Genomic DNA, 12,501 nt, shown 5'->3' on the forward strand with positions numbered 1-12,501 from the left:
TCATCAGTATACTGACTAAAACTCTACAAAATTTCCCTTGGTGAAAATCTGCACGGTACTGCCATCCGCCTTGGTGCCTACAATTTCCATATCCTCTGTCCCAATCATAAAATCCTCATGGACCAATGAATCATTTACACCATGCTTTGCCAACTCTACCGTATCCATTTTTTCTCCACCTTCAAGACAGGTAGGATATGCCTTGCCAAAGGCCAAATGACATGCCGCATTTTCATCGAAAAGGGTATTATAAAAAAGGATTCCACTGTTTGAAATCGGAGAATCATACGGCACCAGAGCCACCTCTCCCAGATGCTTTGCCCCCTCGTCGGTATCAAGGAGCTGCTTTAGAACCTCCTGCCCCTTGGTGGCACTGTATTCCACCACTTTTCCATCCTTAAATACAAGGCGAATGCCATCAATGACATTTCCCTGATAAATAAGTGGCTTGGAGGCATAAACCACACCATCCACACCGTTACGGTCCGGAAGGGAATACACTTCCTCCGTTGGCATATTAGCCACAAATTCCACTTTATCTGCAGCTATTTCGGCACCGCCAGCCCAAATATGTCCCTCTGGCAGCTTCACAGTAAGATCTGTGCCTAAGCCATTGGTATAGTGTAAAGACACCAGCTTCTCACCATTAAGGAAATCCGTTGCCTTTTTCATAAAAGCTGTATGCTTGCTCCAGGCCTCAATAGGATCATTTTTTTCATCAATGCGGACAGCAGAAAAAATTGCCTGCCACAGCTTGGCAACTGCCTCCTCCTCATTTGCAGCCTCTTTGAAAACCTTGGAGGCCCAGGCAGGAGTTGGAATGGAAACCACACACCAGCGAAGCTCATTGTTCATAATGGCTCCCCGATATTCCAACAGGGCTTGCCCTGCAGCCATCTGGGCACGACGCAGCTTATCCTGCTCCACTCCCTTAAAAATAGAAGGATCAGAGGCATGTATAGAAATAATAGCTGCTCCCTTTTCCTTAAAGCTCATAAACATATCGTAACGATACTGAGGGAACTCATCAAAAATTTCATTGGCAGCACCATCAAAGCGAATGCGGGAAAACTTCTCATCGCTCCAGTTAATCTTCACATCGGAGCATCCGGCCTCAAAGCCTTCCTTAGCCACACGACGGGCAAAATCAGCACATTCAATTGGAGAATTGATTACCAGCAGCTGTCCCTTTTGCAGGTTTACACCGGTTTTAACCACCAATTTTGCATATTTATTTAAAAGTTTATCCATAAAACTACTCCTTGTAATTAGTATTTAAACATTATAGACTATATTATACCTTAAATTTATTCCTTGCAACATAAAGAAAAATTTGAACATTTGCGGTATAATTATTAAAAGAGCACATTTTTTTATAAAAGGAGGGCAATTTATGATTTCTGCCCGTCAGACATCCATAGTCCTGGCCGTGGCCTTTGTGACTCTGGCCTCAGGCTTTTGGTTCTTCCCATCCTTCGCATTCATATTTTTCATTTCCCTTTTGATACAGCTGCTGCTGGTAGGAATGGTAAACAAATTATCAAAAAAAATCCCACGGTCTGTAGCCGCGGGCCTTATATTATCCTTATTTTTGCTGATTCTCTTTGGGCTGGCCACAGTGGTTTCCGTATCCTTTATACCGACATTTTCCAGCTTTATCATGGATTTACCTCGTCTGGCAGCCAAAATACAAAACATGCAGCTTATTCAGGATATGCCGTCCATCAACAGCTCCCTGGACAATATGTGGGGGGATATAGCCTCCATGGGCTCCAATCTTTTGAGGGAATCCCTTAGAATCATAGTATCCACCTTCAACAAGATTATCGATTTTGTTATCATAATTTTTGTTACCTTCTATCTCCTTAAGGATGGCAGGGCTATTCTTCATTTTATATCCAACCTTTTCCCTCGAAGAGACAAGGTAAGGGTTTTTCATCTCTTTACTGCTGTGCTGCACTCCTTGCAGATTTACATTCGAAGCCAGCTTCTCATGTGCTGCATAACCGGTGTTATCGTATACTCCTACTTCTCCATTATGGACAACAAATACGCTTCAGTTTTCGCTGTTATCAGTGGAATCTGTGAGTTTGTTCCCGTTCTGGGTCCTACAGTGGCCTCCCTATTTGGAGTAATGCTTACAGCCACCGACACGCCATATCTGATTATTCAGACAGCCTGCTTCTATCTTATAATGACTCAGATTAACCACAATCTCATTTATCCTAATGTTGTGGGCAAAGCTCTGGACATACACCCTATTACCACCATTTTGGGTGTTGTGCTGGGTGGCGAAATTCTAGGTACTGCAGGAATGTTTTTAGCCGTTCCATGTATAGTAGTAGTAAAGCATATAATTCTTGATATATATCGAAGTGAACAGGAATTAAAGGACTCAACGAAAATAAAATAAGGAAAAATAAAGGATGAAGGTCTGCTGATTTAATAAATTAGTAAATTAGCAAACTTTCATCCTTTTTTATTTACCTTTGTAGCTTCTATTTTATGAGCTCTTTTAGCCTCTCCCAGTCAGGCACCTGGGCAGCCTCCTGTAACAACTGAAGTTTTTGACGGTCCTTCTCCTCCAGTTTATAGCCTGCCAACTCACCTAATAAATACATCAAATTATCATAATCAAAGGTTTGGATAATATCACCAATGGTTTCCCAAGCCTCCTTTAGCTCAGCATCTGATATTGCCACTTTATTTGCCTCGTCTGGCTCAGATTTTTCTGTTAATGGAGCCAGTGCCTTGGCATAGTCCTGACAAAGAGCTAATAACACTGGTGTATCAGCAGTAAGTTCATCAATATAACCGTTGTTACCGGCATCCTCCAGCCTTTTGGCCCGTTCAGACAGCTCATTTAAGCCAGCTACTCTGGCAGTGCTTTTTAGAGCATGAACCTTGGTTGTGTAATTATCACACTCGCAGTTGGCAAAGAACCGCTGAATTTCCTCTGCTACTCCTGGCAATGATTCTGCAAATACCGTAAGAGCCGATAAATAAGCCTCCACACTGCCACAGTGCTTTATTCCACTTTCCGTATCCAAGCCAGGTATAGATAATAGCCATTCCGGCAAGGACACTTCCCCCACCACTTGTGCTGGCACATTATCCTGATACTTTACCTTTTCAGGAGGTAAATATTTAATTAGACACTGCTCCAGCTGACGGCTGTCAATAGGCTTAGTCATGTAGTCATCAAAGCCTGCCTTAAAATATTCCTCCCGTGCCCCAGCCACCGCATTGGCCGTAAGAGCTATAACCGGCGTATTGACATTCGGGCAATCAGTTAATTTTTTAAGTTCAGCCAAGGTTTCTATACCGTCCATCCCCGGCATTCTATGATCCAGAAATAGTGCATCATAGGTGTTTTTCTTAACCATGTCTATGCACTGATAGCCGCTTACCGCTGTATCTATCTGAATTTGGGTTCGTTTAAGCAGCCCCTTGACCACCGTCAAATTCATTTCCGTATCATCCACCACCAGAATTCTGGCCTCTGGTGCCACAAAGGATTGGTTATCATTATGACACTCCGCCTGGCTGCGCCGATAGGCTTCCTCATAATTGCCCATAGCCGACCAATTAAGCACCTTTTGCTTTACCTTAAAGAAGAAGCAGGAGCCCTCACCATAGGTACTGGTTACCTCCAGATGACTCCCCATCATGGAAAGCAGCTTTTGGGTAATGTTCATGCCCAAACCCGTACCTTCCACTGTGCGGTTACGTTCTTCTTCGATGCGTTCAAAGGCCTTAAACAGCTTATGAATATCCTCATCCTTTATACCTATTCCCGTATCGGTAACTGCCACCTTGACAATAATTTCATCATCTGACAGCTTCTCCCAATCTACACTTAGGGTTACGCTTCCCTGGTCAGTGTATTTCACAGCGTTAGTAAGGATATTGGTTATTATCTGACGCAAGCGAAGCTCGTCACCAAAGAGCATACTTGGCAGATCCTGTGCTGCCTTCACAATTAACTGTACGCCTTTATTTTTCGCCCGATTGGCAATCATATTTACCAGATCATTCAATATGGAGCTGGTGGCATATTCAGCTGGAATAAGCTCCAGCTTGCCGGCCTCGATTTTGGAAAAGTCCAAAATATCATTTACGAGTCCCAATAAGGTGGTCCCGGCCGTACGGATATTTTCTGCATATTCCCGTATCGTATCATCAGTAGCTTCCCGCAATATCATTTCATCCATACCAAGGATCGCATTAATTGGGGTGCGGATTTCGTGGCTCATATTGGACAGAAAATCACTTTTGGCCTGATTGGCAGTTTTGGCCTGCTCCGCCATATCCTTCAAATTCTTATTGGATTGGATTAACTCATTCGTCATGGCATCCAAAAAAGCGGCCATACGGGTAGCCAACGGTTTTACTTTGTGTTGTTCCTTATCTTGTATCAAAGGGTGACACATACAGTGGTCCGATGGTTCACCTTCTCTAAAGCCTACGGCTATTAATGCACTATTTAGAATTCCTCCCTGACCATGGTTGAAATATATCTCTGAGGTACCGTAATTAGTGGCCAATTCAGGCACAAATCTCCGATAAACCTCAATTTCTTCGTCTGCTGCTTTATTCAAAAACATGGTTCGGTTACCACATATTGTCAAGAATAAACCTTCCGGCGAAAAATCACACATCATGTCACTATGCTGAGCTGTTTCATGTAACAGATCCTCTGGCACTGCATAGGTTAGCCTGATTTTTTCCCCTTCATAAATATCGCCATTAAAATATATCCGTCCCGCTGCGTCATGGATTGGTGGAACTCTGGCAATTAAACAGCCATTTCTCTCTATGGCCAACGGGAACTCCGCAATATTAAATACAAAATTTTCATCAGGAGTAACCCTTAAATAATGGTGATAAATCTCCGTTGCCGGAATATCATCCAGCCGGGCAATACAGTTTATACCAATGGCCTCCGTAATTGTCAATTCTTTACCAAGGGGTTTCCACCCTAAGATATAATCCCCCTGCACATCTAATTCTTCACCACAAAAAATAGCTATGACAATGCCATGGGAAATTATATGCTCACCTATAATAAATTGTTCATCCTGGTTATTATGGACATCAATACGCAATAAATTAGGGCTGGCAGCTTTTATTTCTTCCAAATTACCAAAGGCTCCGGCCGATGCCCCAAAAAATACCACTCCATCATTGTCACTTACCAACTTATTGAAGAACAGAGAAAACTCCGTTCCTAAATGATTGCAGTATACTGCGGCTGCCTTCACATTAGGGTATGAAGCTATCAGCTCCCCCATTTTTTTACCTTCAAGTTCATAATCACCAGGTACAGTATCTATTTCAAGTAGCTTTACCTCGGATTTCATGAAAAAAATAGTATTAAATACCAAAAACTCTTTGTCGTCTTCGTATGCAAAAAGGGTTTCCGGCATACCGGTAACAACGGCCTGTGGTAAAAGAGTTTTTACTAATTTGTGAACACAATCTGCATCATCACAATTCATACCATGAAAAACTATATGCAAATATAATGTTCTGGCGTCCTTTTCGACATATTTTTGCTTTATTTCCCCTAAAACATCCTTTAATGCTTGCCATTGCTCAACATCGCAACCAGCTTCCCTATTTACGATATATTTTTTTTGAAGCATAGAAAGGTGTCCCCCTTTTTAAAAATCGCCCTTGCAAAACACAAGGGCGAAAAATCATAAAACATTATCATCGTGAAGCTTTTTAAATTTTTGCTTTTCAAAGAAATCATCAACTGCCGCAATGAGCTTGGCGCGGTCCAGACTTTTCAGCAAATAGCCATCCGGCTTTAGAGCTAATACCTTCATAACACTCTCCTGATCATCCTTCCCGGTAAGAAAGATAACCGGTATTGTATCCACCTTGGTCTCGCTCCTGATCATTTCCAAAACCTGAGGGCCAGAAGTGACTGGCATTTCGTAATCCAATAAAATCAAATCCGGCGTGTTATCAGCGATATACATAAGAGCCTGGGCACCGGAGGTAACAATAGTAACCTTATATTTTGTGGATAGCCAATCCTTAACCATCTTCAAAAAGGTACTGTCGTCATCTACTAGCAGTATATTTTTCCGCTTTGCCAGATCATCATTGGCCTCCAACAGCCAATCCGCCTGGGCCACCAGCTTTTTCATATCAAATGGACGTTCAAAGCTGGCGGAAATTAGCGGTACTGGGATACTTTGGGTCAGGGTTTCAATTTCAGAGGCAGTGCCAATAACAATAAGTAGCTTATCCTCCTCTGTACATATATCCTTTAGATATACCAAAGTATTGGTAATATCATCCACATAATCTCCCAAATATAACACAAATAAATTTGTATCTTCTTTATGAGCCCCTATATCCTCCATAGTCGGCTCCACTTCCACCACTTTATATCCAGCATCAGTAAAGCTCTTGGCAATGGTTACAACCATAAAGGACTTGCCCTTATTTATCAATAAAACAGTTTTCTGCATAGCTATCACTCCTCTGGCCACACTCGTCTACCTGTTTTTATTCGACATAAAAGCAACATTTCCTGCCAAGCTTATAATCGCTAACTCAAAGTGCTTTCGGTTGGTTTTTAAAATCCCTTCCCTTTGCAGCTTGGAAATTTCCACCGTCATGGCAGCACGCTCCACACAGAGATAGTCAGCCAGCTCCTGCCGATTAAAGGGTATATCAAAGCTAAGACTGCCCTGCCGCTGGGCTTCCCGGGAAAGATAGGAAAGTATTTTTTCCCGGGTTGACCGTTTGCTTATATGAGTAATCTTCTCATTAAAAGCCATAACCTTATTGGCTAAAACACTAACCAAGTTTCGAATAAGCCGTTGATGGTGCTCACAGGCCGAGGAACAGCTGGCCATTAGTCTTTTGACGTTCATCATCATTATAAGGGAATCCGTCTCTGCCACAACGCTGATATTAAGCACTGCGCCAGGAGTAGCGGCATAAATTTCCCCGAAAAACTCCCCTGGATGACATTTGGCCATAATATTCCTGTGACCCCATACATCCTCCTGGATAATAAACACCGAGCCGGACAAAACCAGCCCCATGACTTCAGTGCTGTCCCCTGCCCGGAAAATATACTTCCCCTTAGGAGCCTGCACGGGATATGCACCTATACATCCTAATACCGCCTGTATTTCTTTATGGTTCATTCCACCAAAAAAAGCACAGTTACTTAGTATAGGCAAATGCTTATCTATTTCTTGTATAGTATTCATAATGTATAAACCTCAACGGTGAACCTCATCACGGTAACATCTTGCTTAGGAAAGAAATTCTTAATAAGAAGAAGTGAATTTATATAATATTAATATAACTTATTTAACACATCTTCGTCCATCTTGAATGTATGCTCCTCGGCTGGGAAGGTTCCTGCCTGTACTTCCTTAACATAGGCTGCAAAAGCCTCCTTCATCTGTTTACCCAGCTCGGCAAAATGCTTGGCAAACTTTGGTGTGTAATCTGAAAACAGTCCCAGCATATCCTGGTATACAAGGATCTGTCCATCACATCCAGCCCCGGCCCCAATGCCAATAGTAGGAATAGACAGCTTGTCAGTGATAAGCTGGGCCAATGGAGCCGGTATACACTCCAGGGTCAAAGCAAATGCTCCAGCCTTTTCGATGGCTAATGCGTCTTCTATGAGCTTTTTTGCCGCTTCTTCACTCTTACCCTGAATGCGGTTACCGCCCAAGGCATTTACTGACTGAGGTGTAAGGCCTAAATGTGCCACCACGGGAATTCCAGCCTCTGTAATGGCCTTAATTTGTGGGCAAACAGCGGCGCCACCCTCCAGCTTTACGGCATTGGCCCGGCCTTCCTTCATCAGACGTCCCGCATTCATTACAGCCTGCTCCACGGACACCTGATAAGACATAAATGGCATATCGATAACCACCATGGTATCATGGCAGGCCCTGGCCACTGAACGGCCGTAGGTAATCATATCCTCCATGGTAACTGACAACGTATCTGGTAAGCCCAGCATTACATTACCCAAGGAATCCCCTACCAAAATGGCATTGATGCCGGCTGCTTCCTCCAGCTTGGCGGTGGAATAATCATAGCAGGTCAGCATAGAAATCTTTTCACCATTAGCCTTCATCTTAGCAAACGTTGCAACAGTGTTTTTCATTTTAATCTTCCTTTCAAGTCCCATGTGTTTAAAAATTCCTTGATGGAAGAGTAATCCCGTGTTGGATTCTTTGCTTGGGCTGTCATAACCAGTTCCCTGGCCAGAAGGCTATAAAGCTGTGCCCTATCAGGAGGCAGACACCCCAGATGCTTCTGAATTGTCCCCAAATCTCCCCGTTCCACAGGACCAGTTAATGCTTGTACCATACCGTCAGTTACAATATGGTGAGCATTGCCGGCAAACAGCGGTTTAAGGGCCCCCTCTGCCTCCGCAGGTGAAAAGCCACACTCCGTCAACAAGCTTTGGCTCAATGCGAGCAAGGCAATCACATAATTGCAGGCCAGCGCCGCCGCACAATGATATTTGACCTTAACCCCTGGCTCAATTACCTTGACCTTAAGGTCTAACCCTTTAAGCCACGTTTCCATAAGGGCAATTTTTTCCCCCGAGCCCTCCAGCGCAAAAAAAACATCCGTCAGCTCCTCGTAAGCGTGATATTTATCACTTACGGCGAACAACGGATGAACGGAAAAGCCGATGGCTCCATATTGCTCAATATTTGGAAACGCATCCCCTGCGGTCAGCGCACCACTGCAATGACAAAAAATCTTATTTTGAATCTTTTCAGAAGGAAGCTGTTCGTAAAAATTCCGAATCACTCCATCCGGCAGCGTGAAAAAAAGCACATCACTAGCTGCTAACAGGTCTTCTGCATTGATAAAAGCCTGTGACTGAGTAAACTCTGCTGCCTCTTTTGCAGATTGAATGCTATGGCTATAATAGCCTATAACTTCGACACCATGCATGCGGAAATATTTTCCCAGAGTGAAGCCGACCTTGCCGGCTCCAAAAAAACCAATCTCCATCGCATCACCTCATTGTATCCGGATGCGCTTTTTCAATTCAAAAAAAGATAAGTACAGTTTCCTCATGGAATACCGTCCATCGAAGGTTATTGTAGCACAAGACATCCCCATACTGCAACGAACAACGGCACAATAAAAAGGACTGCCGAAGCAGCCCTTTCAATACATCGCAAGGTGTGTCGGAAAACAAAATAAATCAGATCCCCAATTATGCCTTCATCCAGCAATAATTCAAACACCTCAGCACATTCCAGGTACACATCATGCGATCTACCTTGAACAGTTGTTATTTCATATGTTCCCACCATTGTCCGAATTGCTGTGGTGGTTCATCACCTATATAGAGGACATCACCAATCATAGGCGTAAGCAGCTTATAGCTCTGCCCTTGGCTGTAGCGACTTAATTCAATATATGGCTCCTGCCATGGATGGCGGGCCAAAGCAAACTTTCCGCCATGAGCAGGCAGCAATGCTTTTGCTCCCACATCCACCGCCGCTTTAGCGGTTTCCTCTGGCAGCATGTGAATAGCGTGCCAAGCCATATTATACTGGCCATTTTCGCCAAGCATCAGATCAAATCCACCGAACTGGTCACCAATGGCCTTAAAATGGGCCCCATATCCCCCATCACCACTGTAATAAACCTTGTGAATCGGCGTTACAAAGGCAAAGCCACACCACAGGGTAGGATTTGGCGTAAGAAACCGCCCCGAAAAGTGCTGAGATGGTAACACATGAACAGAAAAGCCCTCTGCTAGTTTAATTTCCGCATCCCAGTCTTCTTCATGGAGAATTTGCGGATCAAATCCCCACTGTTCGAAATATTCGCCTACACCAAGGGGACAAACGATATTCTTTATCTTGCTTTTCAAAGACATTACTGTGGGATAATCCAGATGGTCCCAGTGGTCATGGGAAATGGCCAACACATCAATATCCGGAATATCATCGGCATTATAGACGTTGCTGCCAGTAAAGGCTTTATTTATAAAAAATACTGGTGAAGCATAGGGGCTGAACACTGGGTCTATTAAAATGCGCCGCCCACCTAATTGCATATAAAATGTGGAATGCCCCATCCACACCACCAAATCCTGATTTATGTCCAGAGCTTTTAAATCTGTTTTATGGGACACCATAGGCTCCCGAGGTGACAGAGCTGACTTGTCCCCAAAGAGAAACTTGGCGGTGGCCACAAACCGATTTTCCCCACTATCCTCATTCATCACCTGTACTGGCACCAGATTTTGGAACTGACCATTGACATAGTGAGGTGAAGCCTGAATGCGGGCTAATCGCGCCCCCTGTGGCAGCCGTCCAAATTCCGGCCGATGAACAAAGCTAAATCCCCCAACAGAAAGCATTCCTACTGTCGCCAGTCCGCCAATAATAAAGTTTCGTCTATTCATGCGCGTTCACCATATACTTACTCTACCTCAATTAATTCATACTGGTCGTTGCCCATCCCCAGCTCCTTCATAGCTGATAACTGTCGTAAGCCTTCCCGACTTTCAATGCGTTCGATGAGGTCATTTTTACGGGAATCCTTAAAATTATATACCAGGTCAATGGAGGCCTGGTCAATGGCCAAAATATCCGTTGAGGCCAATATGCCGATATCTGGGATAACAGGCTCCGCCGCACTGGTCCCAGCGCAATCACAATCCACCGACATACGCCTCATCACATTTAGGAAAGTGATATTTTTGCCAAAATGGTCACAAATAGCCTTGCCGCTGTCCGCCATAAGCTCCATAAACAGGCCGCCCATTACCCATTTTCCGTAATCCTGCACACCATGAACCTGCAGCTTGCCCTTTTTGCCTGAAGCACAACCAATGGCGATATTTTTCAATGAACCGCCAAAGCCGCCCATGGCATGGCCTTTGAAGTGGGTAAGCACCACTAGTGAATCATAATTTGCCAAATGGCCTCCCACAGCCACCTCTTTTAGATGCAAGCCGTTCTTTACCGGGAAATTCACATCCCCGTCTTCATCGATAATATCCACCGGGCAGAAGGTCCAGCCATTGGTCTGCAAGGTTTCCCGATGCTGCTGGGTGGTAGAACGTGGCCCCCCATAGGCCACATTTGCTTCAATAATGGTACTGTTTGGTATCTGACTCTGGAAGGCATGTACCATATCCCGTGGCAAAATATTGGGACCATGGGGCTCACCAGTATGGAGCTTGATTGCTATTTTGCCACTTATTTCACTATTAACCTTCTCGTACAGCTTCTGAAGGTGCTCTGCGTCAATATGCTTGGTAAAATAAACCTTTGCCTTATCTGACACCTGTACAGATGCTTTATTGGTATTTGTTGCAGAAGCTGCGGAAGTTTTACTATCCGCGGCCTTTGCACCACAACCACTTACAAATCCCGATAGCCCGGTAAGACTAACCCCGGCAATGGCCGCACTTGCCATTTTCACAAAATTACGCCGTGACATATTGGACATAGCATTATCCCTCCTAAGCCGTAAATTTTATACTTCTTCCTATGCAAAAGAATATCATAAACAAAAATCTATTGCTACACCTCACTCGCGCTTGGAATTTCATCTTCCTCGAATTTGATTTTCTAAAGTATATCAGACGGTAGTCACTACCGGTCAAGAAGAAAAGGAGTCATACTTATATATACGATGGTCCATAGTAATAAGATGCTGTAGCACCACCGTCTACTAAAAATGTTGAACCAGTAATAAACTGCGCCCGTTCACTCATTAAAAGCTCTGCTACATCAGCTACTTCATCAGCAGTTCCTGGGCGACCTGCCGGACATTTAGCAAACATATTCTTGTAAAAATCACCACGAGGACCATTGAATTCATCTATGGCCAAAGGCGTAACAATGATTCCAGGCGCAATATCATTGATGCGTGCTCCACGTTCGCCCCAGCGGACAGCTTCATACATCGTGCGCTTTTCATTACAGCGTTTGGCCAACTGATAGGCATGCAAGGTATCCTTTATCTTTTCCGGCTGCAAAAAATCCAACTTTAACAGGTCTTCTGTCGGGGTCATCGCCAGTGCCCTGTCCTGTTCCAGTGAGAGTGCTGGCATACGATGCCCGGACTGACTGGATATAATTACACCTGCGCCGCCCTTAGCGATAACTTTTCCGACTTCTTCCATCAATACTGCCGTTCCATAGAGGTCAACCTGCAGAATCACTTCAATCGGTGCCTGTGATGGCGAAACACCTGCACCACAGACCAATGCTTTTACTTCGCCATATTCCGTTGCTTTTTGCACCATAGACTGAATAGAAGTTCGTGAAGACATATCCATCACAAATGGCTCCACATCAAAGCCTGCCTGAATCATAGTTTTAGCAACCGCCTGTGCATTGTTTTCGTTTTTATCTCCAAGAATAATCTTCTTGCCATAGCCCATGCGACGGGCAATAGCCATCGAAATCTGCCCGGCTCCTGTGACAATCATAACATCTTTGCTCATTTTATCCCCCC

General features: G+C 44.1%; 10 protein-coding genes. 1 reads left to right on the plus strand and 9 read right to left on the minus strand.

Features of this window, described 5'->3' with window-relative positions; all coding sequences use genetic code 11:
• Positions 1-15: 15 nt before the first annotated feature.
• The gene (locus T355_RS0110995; protein WP_027397797.1) at positions 16-1,251 is read right to left on the minus strand and encodes an aminopeptidase; all 1,236 of its coding nucleotides are present in this window, start codon (positions 1,249-1,251) and stop codon (positions 16-18) included.
• 142 nt (positions 1,252-1,393) lie between these two features.
• On the opposite strand from T355_RS0110995, the gene T355_RS0111000 reads away from it, so the two are divergent.
• The gene (locus T355_RS0111000; protein ID WP_037330132.1) at positions 1,394-2,413 is read left to right on the plus strand and encodes an AI-2E family transporter; all 1,020 of its coding nucleotides are present in this window, start codon (positions 1,394-1,396) and stop codon (positions 2,411-2,413) included.
• Between the two features lie 85 nt (positions 2,414-2,498).
• Here T355_RS0111000 and T355_RS14860 read toward each other — a convergent pair whose 3' ends face one another.
• The 8 genes from T355_RS14860 to T355_RS0111040 form a co-directional block, all read right to left on the minus strand.
• The gene (locus tag T355_RS14860) at positions 2,499-5,648 is read right to left on the minus strand and encodes an ATP-binding protein (RefSeq protein ID WP_051555550.1); all 3,150 of its coding nucleotides are present in this window, start codon (positions 5,646-5,648) and stop codon (positions 2,499-2,501) included.
• A 54-nt stretch (positions 5,649-5,702) separates the two neighbouring features.
• On the minus strand, positions 5,703-6,488 hold the full coding sequence (locus tag T355_RS0111010; protein ID WP_027397799.1) for a response regulator: 786 nt from the start codon (positions 6,486-6,488) through the stop codon (positions 5,703-5,705).
• A gap of 27 nt (positions 6,489-6,515) precedes the next feature.
• Positions 6,516-7,241 (minus strand): Crp/Fnr family transcriptional regulator, encoded by a 726-nt coding sequence (locus T355_RS0111015; RefSeq protein ID WP_051555551.1) that lies wholly within the window; start codon positions 7,239-7,241, stop codon positions 6,516-6,518.
• An 89-nt stretch (positions 7,242-7,330) separates the two neighbouring features.
• Positions 7,331-8,158, minus strand: coding sequence for a 3-methyl-2-oxobutanoate hydroxymethyltransferase (gene panB / locus T355_RS0111020; protein WP_027397801.1), 828 nt, complete (start codon positions 8,156-8,158; stop codon positions 7,331-7,333).
• The gene (locus T355_RS0111025) at positions 8,155-9,024 is read right to left on the minus strand and encodes a Rossmann-like and DUF2520 domain-containing protein (protein ID WP_027397802.1); all 870 of its coding nucleotides are present in this window, start codon (positions 9,022-9,024) and stop codon (positions 8,155-8,157) included. Before T355_RS0111025 ends, panB begins: the two co-directional genes overlap by 4 nt.
• A gap of 286 nt (positions 9,025-9,310) precedes the next feature.
• On the minus strand, positions 9,311-10,435 hold the full coding sequence (locus T355_RS0111030; RefSeq protein ID WP_027397803.1) for an MBL fold metallo-hydrolase: 1,125 nt from the start codon (positions 10,433-10,435) through the stop codon (positions 9,311-9,313).
• Positions 10,436-10,452: 17 nt separating this feature from the next.
• Positions 10,453-11,487: a DUF362 domain-containing protein gene (locus T355_RS0111035; RefSeq protein WP_027397804.1), complete on the minus strand. Its 1,035-nt coding sequence runs from the start codon at positions 11,485-11,487 to the stop codon at positions 10,453-10,455.
• Positions 11,488-11,662: 175 nt separating this feature from the next.
• Positions 11,663-12,490 carry an SDR family oxidoreductase gene (locus T355_RS0111040; protein WP_027397805.1) on the minus strand — a complete coding sequence of 276 codons (828 nt, stop codon included), beginning with the start codon at positions 12,488-12,490 and terminating at the stop codon, positions 11,663-11,665.
• Positions 12,491-12,501: the final 11 nt, after the last annotated feature.

The organism is Anaerovibrio lipolyticus LB2005, assembly GCF_000621545.1.
Taxonomy (GTDB): domain Bacteria; phylum Bacillota; class Negativicutes; order Selenomonadales; family Selenomonadaceae; genus Anaerovibrio; species Anaerovibrio lipolyticus_A.

What these genes read in the sequence shown, in the direction of transcription:
- panB (WP_027397801.1), bottom strand. Translation starts at nt 8,158, where the DNA reads ATGAAAAACACTGTTGCAACGTTTGCTAAGATGAAGGCTAATGGTGAA.
- T355_RS0111000 (WP_037330132.1), top strand. Translation starts at nt 1,394, where the DNA reads ATGATTTCTGCCCGTCAGACATCCATAGTCCTGGCCGTGGCCTTTGTG.
- T355_RS0111035 (WP_027397804.1), bottom strand. Translation starts at nt 11,487, where the DNA reads ATGTCCAATATGTCACGGCGTAATTTTGTGAAAATGGCAAGTGCGGCC.
- T355_RS14860 (WP_051555550.1), bottom strand. Translation starts at nt 5,648, where the DNA reads ATGCTTCAAAAAAAATATATCGTAAATAGGGAAGCTGGTTGCGATGTT.
- T355_RS0111030 (WP_027397803.1), bottom strand. Translation starts at nt 10,435, where the DNA reads ATGAATAGACGAAACTTTATTATTGGCGGACTGGCGACAGTAGGAATG.
- T355_RS0110995 (WP_027397797.1), bottom strand. Translation starts at nt 1,251, where the DNA reads ATGGATAAACTTTTAAATAAATATGCAAAATTGGTGGTTAAAACCGGT.
- T355_RS0111025 (WP_027397802.1), bottom strand. Translation starts at nt 9,024, where the DNA reads ATGGAGATTGGTTTTTTTGGAGCCGGCAAGGTCGGCTTCACTCTGGGA.
- T355_RS0111015 (WP_051555551.1), bottom strand. Translation starts at nt 7,241, where the DNA reads ATGAATACTATACAAGAAATAGATAAGCATTTGCCTATACTAAGTAAC.
- T355_RS0111040 (WP_027397805.1), bottom strand. Translation starts at nt 12,490, where the DNA reads ATGAGCAAAGATGTTATGATTGTCACAGGAGCCGGGCAGATTTCGATG.
- T355_RS0111010 (WP_027397799.1), bottom strand. Translation starts at nt 6,488, where the DNA reads ATGCAGAAAACTGTTTTATTGATAAATAAGGGCAAGTCCTTTATGGTT.